Genomic DNA, 13,472 nt, shown 5'->3' with positions numbered 1-13,472 from the left:
CGCGACGGGCCGAGGGGCGGGGCCAGAAGCCGCAAATCGGGGCGCCTGCTTGCAGGCGAGGAGGAGAGACAAGCTACAATGAACGTTACCGAAGCCGTCCAGACGCGCCGCTCCGTGCGTGCTTTCACTGACCGGAAGGTTGAGCGCGAAACGCTCGCCCGTATCCTCGAGAAGGCCCAGCGCAGTCCCTCGGGCGGCAACACGCAGCCGTGGCACGGGATCGTCCTCACCGGCGAACCGATGCAGGCGCTGTTCGACCGCGTCGCGCAGGATTTGCCCAAGGGGCGCGCGGCGTTTGCGCCCGAATACAATGTCTATCCGCCCGAGCTTGACGGGGCCTATGAACAGCGCCGTCGCGGGGTGGGCGAGGACATGTATGGCGCGCTTCAAATCTCCCGCGAGGAGAAGGGCAAGCGGCTGATGTGGTTCGCCAACAATTTTCGCGCCTTCGGGGCGCCGGTGCTGATGCTGGTCCATACGCCCCGATACATGGGCCCGCCGCAATGGAGCGATATCGGCATGTGGCTGCAGACCGTGGGCCTGCTCGCGCGCGAGGAAGGGCTCGACACCTGCTTCCAGGAAGCCTGGGCGGTCTATGCGCCGCAGATCCGCGAAATGGTCGATATCCCCGAGGATCACACCTTCTTCTGCGGCGTCGCCATCGGCTACCGCGACGAGGAAGCCGCGGTGAACAATTTCGCCGTGAAGCGCGCCGGGATCGAGGAAAGCGTGCGCTGGGAAGGGTGGTAGCTCCCTGCCCAGCAGTCATTGCGAGCCGCAAGGCGAAGCAATCCATCACCCGTCACTAGCGAAATACACCAGGTCGGAAGATGGATTGCCACGTCGCCTACGGCTCCTCGCATTGACTGCTTGTTGACCGCCCCCCGCCTCCGCGCCATTGCGCTTCGCATGACCCAAACGCCGCTCAAGCTGTTCAACTCGCTCACCCGCGAGCTGGAGGAATTCACCCCCGTCCACGAGGGCGAAGCGCGCGTCTATTCCTGCGGGCCGACGGTCTACAACTACCCCCATATCGGCAACATGCGCGCCTATGTCTTCGCCGACGTGCTCGGCCGCACGCTGAGCTGGAAGGGCTACGATCTCACCCACATCATCAACATCACCGATGTCGGCCATCTGACCGACGATGGCGATGCGGGCGAGGACAAGATGGAGAAGATGGCTGCCGCCAGGGCGCAGTCGATCTGGGACATCGCGAAGCACTATACCGAGGCCTTCTGGGCCGATGTGAAAGCGCTCAACATCCGCGAGCCGGCCAAGTGGTCGGTGGCGACCGATTACATCGACGAGATGATCGACTTCGCGAAGGGCATTGCCGACCGGCATTGCTACGAGCTCGACAGCGGGCTCTATTTCGATGTCTCGACCGTGGCCGATTACGGCCGCCTCGCACGAGCGGTGACGGAGGAAGGCGAGGGCCGGATCGACACCGTCGCGGGCAAGCGCAACGCCGCCGATTTCGCGATCTGGCGCAAGACCCCGGCGGGCGAGACGCGGCAGATGGAATGGCCGTCCCCCTGGGGAATGGGCGCGCCCGGCTGGCATCTCGAATGCTCGGTCATGGGCGAGAAACTGCTCGGCTTCCCCTTCGACATCCACACCGGCGGGATCGACCACCGCGAGATCCACCACCCCAATGAAATCGCGCAGAACCAGGCCTTCTGCGGCTGCGGCGGATTGTCGGAAGCGACCAATTCGGGCGCGAAGATCTGGATGCACAACAACTTCCTCGTCGAGCGCAGCGGTAAGATGAGCAAGTCGTCGGGCGAATTCCTGCGGCTGCAATTATTGATGGACCGGGGCTACCACCCGCTCGCCTACCGGATGATGTGCCTGCAGGCGCATTACCGCAGCGAGCTGGAGTTCTCGTGGGAGGGCCTCGGCGCCGCGCTGACGCGGTTGAAGCGGATCGTGATGGCGATCGGACCACTGAAGGATGCCGCCTCGGGCACCCCCGACCATCCCAAGTTCGCCCCGATGCGCGAAAAATTCGCCGCCGCCTTGGCCGATGATCTCAACACGCCGATCGCGCTGGTTGCGCTGGAGGAGGCGCTCGCGGTCAAGAAGGTCGATGCCGGAATCAAGCGCGCGGTCATCGCGGAAATGGACGCGGTGCTCGGGCTGGGCCTGTTCGACCTGTCCCGCGCCGACTTGCGGCTGCGGCCGGAGGGCGCGACCATCACCGAAGAGGAAATCGAGGCCGAACTGATCCGCCGCAAGCAGGCGCGCATGGCGAAGGATTTCGCCACTTCGGATGCGATCCGTGAAAGCCTTGGGGAAAAGGGTGTCGAGGTAATGGACGGCGACCCGCTGGGTTGGGATTGGAAGCTCTGACGATGGCCGACGCGCAGACCCTTCTCTGGCAACATCTCAAGGACGCGCCCCAGGGCCTTTCCTTCGTGCGCGATCACGATGCCGAAGGCTTCACCCTGCCGTTCTATTGCGCCGATGCGCATCTGGCGATCGAGGTCGATGATGATCCGTTCCGTCACAGGGAAGACGGCGCGCGCGAACGCTGGCAGGAACGCCACCGCGTCGACATCATGCAGGTTCCGCCCAGCCATGTGCAGCGCAATGCCAGCGAAGTGGCCGAGGCGATCCTCGACATCGCCGCGCGGCGCAAAGAACGGTTTGCGAAATAATCCCTGAACGGCAATGGAGGTTTCGAGGGAGAAATCGATGACCAAAGCCGTCCTGTCCGCCATGATCCGCCCGCTGGTCGAACCGCGCCTGCCCGAATGGGTCGAGCCGCTGTGGTTTGCCAGCAAGGAACAGGCGCTCGAATTTGCCCCCCAGGCGGAAATCGGCTGGTTCGACCTCAACGAGAAGGAGCCGATGGTCGAGATCGCCACCGCTGCCACGCAGCTCAAGTGGATGAACTCGATCTATGCCGGGCTCGATTTCATGCCGCTCGACCTGCTCGCCGAACGCGGCGTGGTGGTCACCAATGGCGTCGGCATCAATGCGATCACCATCGCCGAATATGTCGTCATGCTGATGCTCGCGCATGCCAAGGGCTACCGCGAAGTGGTGCGCGCGCAGGACCGCCAAGAATGGCTGCTCGATAGCCCGGGCAAGCGCGAACTGGCGGGCGAGCGCGTGCTGTTGCTCGGGATGGGCGCAATCGGATCGCTCATCAAGACGCGGCTCGAAGCCTTCGACATGAAGGTCGTGCCCGTGCGCCGCTCGGGCGCCGATGGCGCGCTCAAGCCTGGCGAATGGCGCGGGCGGCTGGGCGAATTCGACTGGGTGGTGCTGGCGGTCCCCTCGACCCCCGAAACGCGCAATATGATCGGGGCGGTAGAACTGGCGGCGATGCGGCCCAACGGCGTCCTGGTGAACATCGCGCGCGGGGATGTGGTCGACCAGCCGGCACTGGTCGAAGCGCTTCGGGAGAACAAGATCGAGGGCGCGCTGCTCGACGTCACCGATCCCGAACCACTGCCCGAGGATCATCCGCTGTGGGGCCTCGAGAATGCGCAGGTCACCATGCACCTGTCGGGCCGCGCGCAGACCAAGATGTTCCAGCGCAGCGCGGATCGTTTCATCGAAAACCTCGCCCGCTGGCACCGCGGCGAAGCGGTGCAGCCGCAGCTCGATCTCGATCTGGGCTATTGACGGAACGCACCGCCCGCCCAGGCGGTTAAAGGGTCAGACCCACCCCCGGTCCCTCCCGCCCGCGGGAGGGTGGAGATGCCGATGCCCACGCTGAAGGATACCTACCCGCTCTATCTCAACAACAAGGCCGAGCAGCCGAACACCGATCTGGCGGTAACCGACAAGTTCACCGGCGAGGTGGCTTTTCGCACCGCGCTCGCCAGCCCCGAGATCATCGATGAGGCGATTGCGGGGGCGGTAAGGGCGGCCGAACCGATGGCGCGGCTTGCCAGCTATGAACGCCAGGCGGTGCTGCAGCACTGCGTCGACCGCTTCACCGAACGCTTCGACGAGCTTGCCTACGCGCTGTGCGTCGAAGCGGGCAAGCCGATCAACGACAGCGAGGGCGAAGTCACCCGGCTGATCGATACCTTCCGCATCGCGGCGGAAGAATTGGTCCGCATGTATGGCGAGGTCATGCCGCTGGACATCTCCGCGCGCGCCAGGGGCTACCAGTCGATCTGGAAACGCTACCCGATCGGGCCGTGCAGCTTCATCTCGCCGTTCAACTTCCCGCTCAATCTTGCCGCGCACAAGGTCGCGCCCGCGATCGCGGTGGGGTGCCCCTTCGTGATGAAGCCCGCCAGCAAGACCCCGCTCGGCGCGATCATCATGGGCGAGGTGCTGGCCGAGACCGACCTGCCCGAAGGCGCGTTCTCGATCCTGCCCGCCAGCCGCGACGGGGCGGACCTGTTCACCGTGGACGAACGGCTCAAACTGCTCAGCTTTACCGGCTCGCCCGGCGTGGGCTGGGATCTCAAGGCGCGCTGCGGCAAGAAGAAGGTCGTGCTCGAACTTGGCGGCAATGCCGCGGTGGTGGTCGATCACGATGCCGATCTCGACGATGCGCTCGACCGGATCGTCTTCGGCGCCTTCTACCAGAGCGGGCAAAGCTGTATCGGCGTCCAGCGGATCATCGTGCACGAAGACATCTACGACCGCTTCAAGGACATGCTGGTCGCCAAAACGAAGACGCTGGTCGCGGGCGATCCCAAGGACCGCGACACTTTCATTGGCCCGATGATCTCGGAAGGCGAGGCCAAGCGCCTCAAGGGCTGGATCGACGAGGCGGTGGCAGGCGGCGCGACGCTGCTGACGGGCGGCAGCTGCAAGGGCAACATGCTCGAGGCAACGCTGCTTGAGGGCGTGCACAAGGACGCCAAGGCGCTCAACGAGGAAGCCTTCGGCCCGCTCGCGATCCTGCAGAAGTTTGCGGACTTCGACGAGGCGCTGGCCGAAGTGAACCGCTCGACGTTCGGCTTGCAGGCGGGCATCTTCACCCGCGACCTGTTCAAGATGTTCGACGCCTGGGACCGGCTTGAGGTTGGCGGCGCGGTGATCAACGACGTCCCCAGCTACCGCGTTGACAACATGCCCTATGGCGGCGTGAAGGACTCCGGGCTGGGACGCGAAGGAATCAAGTTCGCGATGGAGGACATGACCGAGATCCGGAACCTGGTGATCCGGCGCGGGTGATCAGGGCGAGGCGGCGGCTATTCGTTCTCAGCACGAAGGCAGCAGTCGTTCCGCTGACCCCCGACATCCGGCTTTCGCTTCACCTTCGAAACGATCGACGCGCTAGCGAAATCGGCAAGAGACCTGAATCAGCTGCACGACGCCGTAGATGATCGGGCCAACTAGGAGCCGAAGTATCGAGCCTTGAGTTCGGCAATATCCGATTGCATTGCGGCGTAATCGTCTGGGGTAAGGGTCCCGTCGTTATCTTCCTCGAGAGCCAGGTATTTTCTCAGCAAGCGAGCTCGCTCGACGCGGTACTCGCGCGCGTCGTCAATGGCACCCCGGGGAACCCCCGCGGTACCCAGCGGCGAGAGGGCGCGGAACTGGGGCGCCGCATAAGTGAGGGGGGTGAGTGTCGGATCGGGAGCACCGGTATTGGCGCTCGCTCCAGCGGCGATCATTCCTGACACCGCACATGCGACTAAAGTAGATTTCCTCATCGAAAAACCTCCCTCTGTATGAGCGAGGCATCAGATCAATTCAAACCTTTCGCATCGCTGAACAAAGCCGCGACCAAAGGGTCTTTGCCGACCGTTGCCGGGAAATTGCTCCCTACTTTATTGCTCACCGCTCCTGTCAATCCGCGTCGCGCAGCAGAAGCTGACATTAGGGCGCTCGGTCAACTCTCCTCTAGCAGCAACAACTCGCACCGCACCACCAGCCACGGTTCGGGGAGCAGGCGGTGTTCGACTTCGACCACGCCCGCATCGGCGACCAGCTGGCCGGGGATGGCGAATTCGTGATCGGGCAGGGCGGCGACGAACTTTTCACCGGCCGCCACCGCCTCGTCGCCCGCGAACAGGATCGTGAGGCTGTGCCGCGTGCCCGCAAAGGTGATGCTCGCCCAGGCCTTCTCGGTATGCATCAGCACCTCACCATGGTGCGCGTGCAGCTCGGTCAGTGCGGCGCGCAGGCGGTCGGCGGCGGTACGGCGTGCGCGCGGCGCCCGGGGCGGGGCTGTTTCATCCGACATGCGCGGTCTCCCGCGTGGGTGCGACATCACGCGCGGCCTCGAAACCGGCCATGAAACCGCGGATGCGCTGTTCGGTGCGGTCGCGCGGCTCGCGGCCCATGCGCAGATCGAGCACGAAACGCGGGTCATGCGCGGCAAGGCGGCCGAACTTGGTAGCCGCCATCTCGTGCTGGCGGAGGAATTTCTCGACGGATCGGATCAGCATGGCGGGCTCCCCAATAGGCTGGTCAGACAGGCGAATCGCTCGCCTCGTTCCTGATTTGTTCCAGTCGAAATCCTACTTGTCTAGGAAAAATCCTATGCTATAGGAATTTTCTCGCATGCTCCATCCTGCGTGACGCGGGTTGGATGGTGGCGGACTGGAGGACACGGTCTGATGAGTGACGGAATGACGCCGGACCGCGCGAAGCTGGTCGAACTGGCCGAGGCCGGACGCACCAGCCTAGCCTCGCTTTCCGCCATGCTCGGCCGCAATCCCAGCTATCTGCAGCAATTCGTCCGCAAGGGTTCGCCGCGCAAGCTGGAGGAGGCGGACCGGCGGCGGCTGGCCGAGTTCTTCGGCGTTTCCGAGGTCGCGCTGGGCGCCGATCCCGACCATGTGCGCGCGTCTGCTCCGGACGAGTTCATCACCGTACCCCGCCTCCCGCTCGACGCCTCGGCGGGTCCCGGCACGTTCTCGGCGGAGGAAATTTCCTTCGACAGCTTCCGCTTCAGCCGCCGCTGGCTGCGCGAAATGGGGCTGGAGGGCGCCGATCTCACCGCGATCCGCGTCGAGGGCGACAGCATGGAACCAACCCTGCGCAGCGGCGACGAGATCTTCGTCGACCGCAACAAGCGCTCAGGTGAGGGCATTCATGTCGTGCGCATCGGCGATGCGCTGCACGTCAAGCAGGTCCAGGCCAGCGCGCCGGGACGCATCGCGCTGATCAGCGCCAACGACAGCTATGCGCCGATCGACCTCGCGCGCGAAGAGGTCGAGGTAATCGGCCGGGTTGTCTGGAAAGGGGGGCGGGTGTGACCCGCCGCCCGATCACGACGGGCGCTTGACGTAATCGTCCGAGCGCAGCGTCAGCATGTAGTCGGCAACCAGTTCGATATCTTCTTCGACCAGGTCGACATCCATCTGCATCGGGTAATTGTGCGCATCCGACAGGAAGGTCACCAGCGTCGCGCGCGTCAGGCCCGGGCTGTTGGCGATGTCGGCAAAGCCGGGGGCCTGCGGGTCGAGCGACACCGTATCGCTCGTCACGGCATGGCATTCCCCGCACACGCCGGTGATGAAATCGGGCGTGGGCGCTGCGGCGCTGGCCACTGCGCCGCCCGGCGGGGCGGGGCGATCGGGATAGGTCTGGCATGCTGCCAGCACCGCGCAGCCCGCCGCGATGGTTGCGATATGCTTCATGAATCTGCTCCTCTACCGCGGTGTTAGCACTTTGCCGCAGATGCGGCTTGTTTTCGATCAAGAAGCCGACCATTTTTGCGGATATATGGAAACCGATACCCAAAAGCCCGCCACTCCGCCCATGAAAGCCGGTATCGTCCCGGTCACGCCGCTGCAGCAGAACTGCTCGCTGATCTGGTGCACCGCGACCAACAAGGGCGCGCTGGTCGATCCCGGCGGCGATCTCGACAAGCTCAAGGCGGCGGTCGCCAAGTCGGGGGTGGAACTGGAGAAGATCCTCATTACGCATGGCCATATGGACCATTGCGGCGAGGCGGGCGTGCTGGCGAAGGAATTGGGCCTGCCGATCGAAGGCCCGCACGAGGCGGACCGTTTCTGGATCAGCCGGCTCGAGGAAGACGGCGCCAGATACGGCATGCAGGCCGAGGTGTTCGAACCCGATCGCTGGCTGGTCGATGGCGACACGGTCACCGTGGGCGAACTGACGCTCGAGGTGATCCATTGCCCCGGCCATACGCCGGGCCATGTCGTGTTCTTCAACCGGCCGAGCAAATTTGCCATCGTCGGCGACGTCTTGTTCCAGGGCAGCATCGGGCGCACCGATTTCCCGATGGGCAACCACCAGGACCTGATCGACGCGATCACACAGAAACTGTGGCCGCTCGGCAATGACGTGACCTTCATTCCCGGTCACGGGCCGACCAGTACATTCGGCCAGGAACGCCAGACCAACGCCTTCGTGAGCGATTACGCGTTGTCGTGATACTTGTGGGGTGCGCTATCGACCTCCGTCGATAGCTTGCGCAAGGTCGGGACGGATGTCCCGACCGTACGCCGCAAAATTTCCTTCTCTTACATCACGCCAAGCGTGATCAGCACCGCAACCACCGCGAGGCCGAGCAGCGTCAGCATCGTCACCAGCGTGCCGATCATGCGCGGCTTGGTCGCGCCTTCGCCGTCCATGCCGAAGCCGTGCGCCACGCGGCCAAGCATGTAGATCGCCGCCACCCAGGCCAGCCAGGGATCGCCCTTGCCGGTCAGTTCGATGGCCGCAATCAGCACCAGGACGAACGGTGTGTTCTCGACGAAATTGAGCTGCGCGCGCATCCGCCGCGTCAGCGGACCGCCCGCATCGTCGCCGTGGATGGTCTTGGTCGCGCCGCGCATCTGCCCGACTCGGATCGCAAGCCACAAGTTGATGATCGCCGCTGCAGCCGCCGCGGTCAGTGTAACCGGCAGGATAATGCCCATGTTTCTCTCCCTCGCGTTCCCCGTGAACGCTACCCGCCTGCGTGCTAGGGCGAAGCCCGCCGCCGCGCAATCCCGCCGCGGCATGCGGAATCGGGTTGCATCGCCTGCAAATTTGGCTATTACGCGCGCCTTCACCGTCACGGTCGGGATTTTCGGGTTCACGCGCTCTTGCAGCGTGCCGGACCATCCCCTAGGGCGGCCACCGAAATTGATTGTAATTGTTTGAGGAACAGGTGCCGCCATGGCCGTCCCCAAGAGGAAAGTATCGCCCCACCGTCGCGGCAACCGCCGCTCGCATGATTCGCTCAAGGTCGAAGCTCATCACGAGTGCTCGAACTGCGGCGAACTCAAGCGGCCGCACAATCTGTGCCCGCACTGCGGATATTACAACGGCCGCGAAATCATCGCCGTCGGTCTGTAAGACCGTCAGCCAAGCCGGAGACAGCGCATGAGCCTGCCGCGTATCGCCGTCGATGCGATGGGCGGTGATGAAGGTGTGCGCGTCATGGTGGAAGGCGCCGCGCTTGCGCGTCGCCGCCACGACAAGTTCCAGTTCCTGCTGGTTGGCGACGAAACACGCATCAAGGCCGCGCTCGATACGCACCCCGGCATGGCCGGGGCGTCCGAGATCCTGCATTGCACCGACGTGGTCGGCGGCGACGAGCTGCCGAGCCGCGCCTTGCGCCGCGCCAAGACCACCAGCATGGGCCTTGCGGTCAATGCGGTGAAGCAGGGCGATGCCGGCGCCGCGGTGTCGGGCGGCAACACCGGCGCGCTGATGGCGATGAGCAAGCTCGCGCTGCGCACCATGCCCGGGCTCGACCGGCCAGCGCTGGCCGCGCTGCTGCCGACGCTGACCGACGACGATGTCGTCATGCTCGACCTCGGCGCCAATCGCGAATGCGACGCGCGCAACCTCATCCAGTTCGCCATCATGGGCGCGGCCTATTCGCGCATCGTGACCGGTCGCGAACGCCCGCGCACGCGGCTGCTCAACATCGGGACCGAGGAAACCAAGGGCACCGAAGATATCCAGGCCGCCGCCGAGGCGCTGCGCGCCGCCACCGGGCTGGCGATGGATTTCGAAGGCTATGTCGAAGCCGACAAGATCAACCGCGGCGAATGCGACGTGGTGGTCTGCGACGGGTTCTCGGGCAATATTGCACTGAAGGCGATCGAAGGCGCGGCGCGCTTCGTCACCGACCTGCTGCGCAATGCCTTCACCAGCTCGCTGCGCTCGAAGATCGGCTTCCTCGTCTCGCGTCCCGCGACCGATCTGCTGCGCCACCATCTCGACCCCAACAACCACAATGGCGCGGTCTTCCTCGGCCTCAACGGCGTGGTGGTGAAAAGCCACGGCAGCGCCAATGCCAAGGGCGTCGCCAATGCGGTGGAAGTCGCCGCGCGGCTGCTGGAGGACGACATCACCAACCGCATCAAACGCGATCTGGGCGAAATCGAAGCGGCGGGCGTTACCGCGAAATGATCCGTTCGGTGATCACCGGCACGGGTTCGGCATTGCCCGCCAAATGCGTCACCAATGCCGATCTCGCCGCCAGGGTGGACACCAGCGACGAATGGATCGTCGAGCGGACCGGCATCCGCCAGCGCTATATCGCGGGGGATAGCGAGACGACCTCCACTCTCGCCACCGCGGCAGCGCGCAACGCGCTCGAAGCGGCAGGCGTCGATGCGCAGGAAATCGGCCTGATCGTCCTCGCTACCGCCACTCCCGACCATACCTTCCCCGCCACCGCCACGCAGGTGCAGGCGGCGCTGGGGTGCGGCGGCGGGGTGGCCTTCGACGTGCAGGCCGTGTGCTCGGGCTTTCTCTATGCGCTGGCCACTGCCGATTCGCTGCTGCGGACCGGAATGGCGACAAAGGCGCTGGTGATCGGTTCGGAAACCTTCAGCCGCATTCTCGACTGGGACGATCGCACCACCTGCGTATTGTTCGGCGATGGCGCGGGGGCGGTCGTGCTCGAGGCGCAGGACGTCGCCGCGGACGGCCCCGGCATCCTCGCCAGCCGCCTGCATGCCGATGGGCAGCACAAGGACATGCTCTATGTCGACGGCGGCCCTTCGACCACGGGCACGGTCGGCAAATTGCGCATGAAGGGCCGCGAGGTGTTCCGCCACGCGGTCGTCAATCTCGCCAGCGTGCTCAGGGAAGTGCTCGAGGAATCGGGCACCAAAGCCGCCGATATCGACTGGGTGGTGCCGCACCAGGCCAATGCCCGCATCCTCGATGCCACCGCGCGCAAGCTCGACCTGCCGGCCGAAAAGGTCGTGGTGACGGTCGACCGGCACGCCAATACCTCGGCGGCTTCGGTCCCGCTCGCGCTCGATACCGCGATGCGCGACGGCCGGATCAAGACCGGCGATCTGGTGATGTTCGAGGCGATGGGCGGCGGCTTCACCTGGGGCGCCGCGCTCGCGCGGATGTAAGGGCAGCCCCGTAGCCGCGGGAACCCGTTTGCCAGCGCGCTGCCAAACCTCTATATTGCTTGGTGAAGTTCGAGTTGGGGTCGCATTCCCGTTCAGGGTCGTTTCTGGGGGAAGGATAGAATGGATATGATGCGCTCCGTAGGCACGCTTACCCGGGCCGATCTGGCCGAGACGATCAACCGCAAGATGGGGCTGTCGCGCGCCGAGTCGCTCGACATGGTCGAAGCGATCCTTGGCAAGATGTGCGATGCGCTGGCCGACGGCGAGAACGTTAAGATTTCGGGCTTCGGCAGCTTCGTGTTGCGCGACAAGAAGGAACGTATCGGCCGCAACCCCAAGACCGGGGTCGAAGTGCCGATCACGCCCCGCCGGGTGATGACCTTCCGCGCCAGCCAGCTGCTCAAGGAGCGGATTGCAAACGGCTGAGGCCGGGACAAGGGTGCGCGATGGCGGAATTCGACGACGGCAAGGAAGAGGGCGCGCTGCGCACCATCGGCGAAGTCGCCCGCGCGACCGGGATCAAGGCGCATGTGCTGCGTTACTGGGAACAGCAGTTCCCCATGCTCAAGCCGCTCACCCGCAGCGGCGGCCGGCGGTACTACCGCCCCGAAGACGTGGCGCTGGTCGAACGCATCGACGCGCTGGTCAATCGCCAGGGCTACACGCTGAAAGGCGCCAAGGCGGCGCTCAAGGGCGCTCCCGATCCGCAGGCAGCCGCACAGGTTGCCGATCCGCGCACCGCTCCGGTCGATGGCGACCTGGTCGCGCGTCTCAAGTCCATCCGCGCCGACCTGGCGGCTGCGCTGGCAGCCTGAACCCGGCTCAGTCGCTGGGGATCAGCGTCAGTTCGGTCTGGCGCCCGTCGAGGTAACGCACCGTCTCGCCATCGAAGAACGCGTCTTCCTCCGAACGGAAATCGACCACCTGTCCGCCCCATTCGGGCACTGCGTTGTAGGACGTCAGTTCGATCGACCACGCGGTGTCGGGCTGGAGGATGTACTGGCCGCGCGGATCGCCGTCCTGATTGTCCCAGAACCCGATCGGCGTGCCCGCGCCGTGGCCGTGCAGCCCGATGGGGTGCGAATAGATCGAGGGATCGAGCCCCTCCGCGATCGCCTTGCGCCGCGCGCGGGCGAGGATTTCGTTGCCGCTCGATCCTGCCGCGAAGCTGCCGATCAGCGCGTCCTGAACGCGGTTGGTGGCTGCCAGCCCGGCGCGGAGGCCCGCGGGCGCCTCGCTCTCGCCCGGCTTGAGGACATAGGCGAGATGCTGCGTATCGGTGTTGAGCCGCAGGTAGGTGATGCCGAAATCGGTCCACAGCAGGTCGCCCGGGAGGATCACCGTATCGCCGCGGAGCATCCCTTCGGCGCCCTCGCGCTGGATGCCGACCGAGGGGTGGAACCACGGCGTCAGGCCGTGCGCGGCGAGCGTGTCGCGATACCACCACTGGACATCGGCGGCCGTGGTTTCCCCCGGCGTGATGACCGCGCGCGAGAAAGCCTGCGCGATCAGCGCATGCGCGATTCGCACGACTCCGGGGTAAAGCGCGATCTCGGCGGGTGTGCGCGTTTCGAGCCAGCGGGTCGCCAGCTGCTCGCCCGACACGATCCGCTCGCGGTGCTCGGGCGCGAGCGCCTCCTTCATCATCCGGTACTGGCTCAGCGTCATCCCGTTGCCGAAGCCAGACAGATCGGACGTGTTGATCGCGATGTTCGCCGGATCGCGCTGCGCGATGATGTCCGCCACCGCCTGCCACTGGTCGGGCTGCTGCTCGGGATCCCAAGCTGCCTCGAACAGGTCGCCAAGCCCATAACGGCTGACGGTCAGCCGCTCGATTTCCTGCCCTTCGCCGGGATCGTGGAAGATCAGGATCGTCCGCCGCCGCGCATGCATGCTTTGCGCATCCAGCATCGTCGCAATGACCGGCTCCTCGAAATATTCGCGCGCCATCAGCACCCACATGGCGATGCCCTGTTCGCGCATGATTGCGGGAACGACCGTCTCCAGCCGCTGTGCCAGCACCGCGTCGATCACCTCGGCGCGCGCGCGCATGGAAAGCAGCGGCGGCATGGCGGGGGCCGCCTGTTCGGTTTCGCTCATGCCGATCTGCGTCGGCGCGGCGGAAGCGGCAGCGAGCGCGGCGGGGCTGTGGGCGGCGCAGCCCAGCAGCAGGGCGGCAAGTGGCAGGCGCAGCGACATCAT

General features: G+C 65.3%; 18 protein-coding genes. 12 read left to right on the top strand and 6 right to left on the bottom strand.

Annotation, left to right across the window (positions count from 1 at the left end; genetic code table 11):
- Nucleotides 1–78 precede the first annotated feature (78 nt).
- From SJY12_RS05465 to SJY12_RS05445, 5 genes are all read left to right on the top strand, one after another.
- Nucleotides 79–750 carry a nitroreductase gene (locus SJY12_RS05465; protein WP_269062286.1) on the top strand — a complete coding sequence of 224 codons (672 nt, stop codon included), beginning with the start codon at nucleotides 79–81 and terminating at the stop codon, nucleotides 748–750.
- A gap of 159 nt (nucleotides 751–909) precedes the next feature.
- Nucleotides 910–2,355: a cysteine--tRNA ligase gene (gene cysS / locus SJY12_RS05460; protein WP_397506340.1), complete on the top strand. Its 1,446-nt coding sequence runs from the start codon at nucleotides 910–912 to the stop codon at nucleotides 2,353–2,355.
- 2 nt (nucleotides 2,356–2,357) lie between these two features.
- On the top strand, nucleotides 2,358–2,663 hold the full coding sequence (locus SJY12_RS05455) for a DUF559 domain-containing protein (RefSeq protein ID WP_050600286.1): 306 nt from the start codon (nucleotides 2,358–2,360) through the stop codon (nucleotides 2,661–2,663).
- A gap of 37 nt (nucleotides 2,664–2,700) precedes the next feature.
- Nucleotides 2,701–3,639 carry a D-2-hydroxyacid dehydrogenase gene (locus SJY12_RS05450; RefSeq protein ID WP_397506339.1) on the top strand — a complete coding sequence of 313 codons (939 nt, stop codon included), beginning with the start codon at nucleotides 2,701–2,703 and terminating at the stop codon, nucleotides 3,637–3,639.
- A 75-nt stretch (nucleotides 3,640–3,714) separates the two neighbouring features.
- Nucleotides 3,715–5,154: an aldehyde dehydrogenase family protein gene (locus SJY12_RS05445; RefSeq protein WP_397506337.1), complete on the top strand. Its 1,440-nt coding sequence runs from the start codon at nucleotides 3,715–3,717 to the stop codon at nucleotides 5,152–5,154.
- Nucleotides 5,155–5,315: 161 nt separating this feature from the next.
- On the opposite strand, the gene SJY12_RS05440 is transcribed toward SJY12_RS05445, so the two are convergent.
- The 3 genes from SJY12_RS05440 to SJY12_RS05430 form a co-directional block, all read right to left on the bottom strand.
- Nucleotides 5,316–5,606, bottom strand: coding sequence for a hypothetical protein (locus SJY12_RS05440; protein ID WP_397506335.1), 291 nt, complete (start codon nucleotides 5,604–5,606; stop codon nucleotides 5,316–5,318).
- A 209-nt stretch (nucleotides 5,607–5,815) separates the two neighbouring features.
- Nucleotides 5,816–6,169, bottom strand: coding sequence for a hypothetical protein (locus SJY12_RS05435; protein WP_397506333.1), 354 nt, complete (start codon nucleotides 6,167–6,169; stop codon nucleotides 5,816–5,818).
- Nucleotides 6,159–6,374, bottom strand: a complete 216-nt coding sequence (locus tag SJY12_RS05430) for a hypothetical protein (protein WP_397506331.1) — start codon at nucleotides 6,372–6,374, stop codon at nucleotides 6,159–6,161. Before SJY12_RS05430 ends, SJY12_RS05435 begins: the two co-directional genes overlap by 11 nt.
- A 171-nt stretch (nucleotides 6,375–6,545) precedes the next feature.
- Here SJY12_RS05430 and SJY12_RS05425 point away from each other — a divergent pair, with 171 nt between their 5' ends.
- Entirely contained in the window at nucleotides 6,546–7,187 is a 642-nt protein-coding gene (locus SJY12_RS05425) for a helix-turn-helix transcriptional regulator (protein ID WP_397506329.1), read from the top strand.
- Nucleotides 7,188–7,199: 12 nt separating this feature from the next.
- Here SJY12_RS05425 and SJY12_RS05420 read toward each other — a convergent pair whose 3' ends face one another.
- Nucleotides 7,200–7,571: a hypothetical protein gene (locus tag SJY12_RS05420; RefSeq protein WP_397506327.1), complete on the bottom strand. Its 372-nt coding sequence runs from the start codon at nucleotides 7,569–7,571 to the stop codon at nucleotides 7,200–7,202.
- 121 nt (nucleotides 7,572–7,692) lie between these two features.
- On the opposite strand from SJY12_RS05420, the gene SJY12_RS05415 reads away from it, so the two are divergent.
- On the top strand, nucleotides 7,693–8,334 hold the full coding sequence (locus SJY12_RS05415) for an MBL fold metallo-hydrolase (RefSeq protein ID WP_050600362.1): 642 nt from the start codon (nucleotides 7,693–7,695) through the stop codon (nucleotides 8,332–8,334).
- An 89-nt stretch (nucleotides 8,335–8,423) separates the two neighbouring features.
- Here the strand turns inward: SJY12_RS05415 and SJY12_RS05410 are convergent, their stop codons facing one another.
- Nucleotides 8,424–8,822, bottom strand: coding sequence for an MAPEG family protein (locus SJY12_RS05410; RefSeq protein WP_197458076.1), 399 nt, complete (start codon nucleotides 8,820–8,822; stop codon nucleotides 8,424–8,426).
- Between the two features lie 241 nt (nucleotides 8,823–9,063).
- On the opposite strand from SJY12_RS05410, the gene rpmF reads away from it, so the two are divergent.
- The 5 genes from rpmF to SJY12_RS05385 all read left to right on the top strand — a co-directional run bounded on the left by rpmF (nucleotide 9,064) and on the right by SJY12_RS05385 (nucleotide 12,085).
- A complete protein-coding gene (gene rpmF, locus SJY12_RS05405; RefSeq protein ID WP_050600294.1) occupies nucleotides 9,064–9,243 on the top strand; it encodes a 50S ribosomal protein L32 in 180 nt (59 codons plus the stop codon).
- A gap of 27 nt (nucleotides 9,244–9,270) precedes the next feature.
- Nucleotides 9,271–10,308 carry a phosphate acyltransferase PlsX gene (gene plsX, locus SJY12_RS05400; RefSeq protein WP_050600295.1) on the top strand — a complete coding sequence of 346 codons (1,038 nt, stop codon included), beginning with the start codon at nucleotides 9,271–9,273 and terminating at the stop codon, nucleotides 10,306–10,308.
- The gene (locus SJY12_RS05395) at nucleotides 10,305–11,270 is read left to right on the top strand and encodes a beta-ketoacyl-ACP synthase III (protein ID WP_397506324.1); all 966 of its coding nucleotides are present in this window, start codon (nucleotides 10,305–10,307) and stop codon (nucleotides 11,268–11,270) included. The genes plsX and SJY12_RS05395 overlap by 4 nt, the downstream gene beginning before the upstream one ends.
- Nucleotides 11,271–11,396: 126 nt before the next feature.
- A complete protein-coding gene (locus SJY12_RS05390) occupies nucleotides 11,397–11,696 on the top strand; it encodes an integration host factor subunit alpha (protein WP_197458094.1) in 300 nt (99 codons plus the stop codon).
- A gap of 20 nt (nucleotides 11,697–11,716) precedes the next feature.
- On the top strand, nucleotides 11,717–12,085 hold the full coding sequence (locus SJY12_RS05385; RefSeq protein WP_230833796.1) for a MerR family transcriptional regulator: 369 nt from the start codon (nucleotides 11,717–11,719) through the stop codon (nucleotides 12,083–12,085).
- 7 nt (nucleotides 12,086–12,092) lie between these two features.
- Here the strand turns inward: SJY12_RS05385 and SJY12_RS05380 are convergent, their stop codons facing one another.
- Complete coding sequence (locus SJY12_RS05380) at nucleotides 12,093–13,472, bottom strand: M24 family metallopeptidase (RefSeq protein ID WP_397506322.1); 1,380 nt, start codon at nucleotides 13,470–13,472, stop codon at nucleotides 12,093–12,095.

Source organism: Qipengyuania sp. R86523, from assembly GCF_044596365.1.
Classification (GTDB): Bacteria; Pseudomonadota; Alphaproteobacteria; order Sphingomonadales; family Sphingomonadaceae; genus Qipengyuania; species Qipengyuania citrea.
The sequence above is the reverse complement of the archived record's forward strand: the minus strand, read 5'-3'. Positions and strand labels throughout refer to the sequence as shown.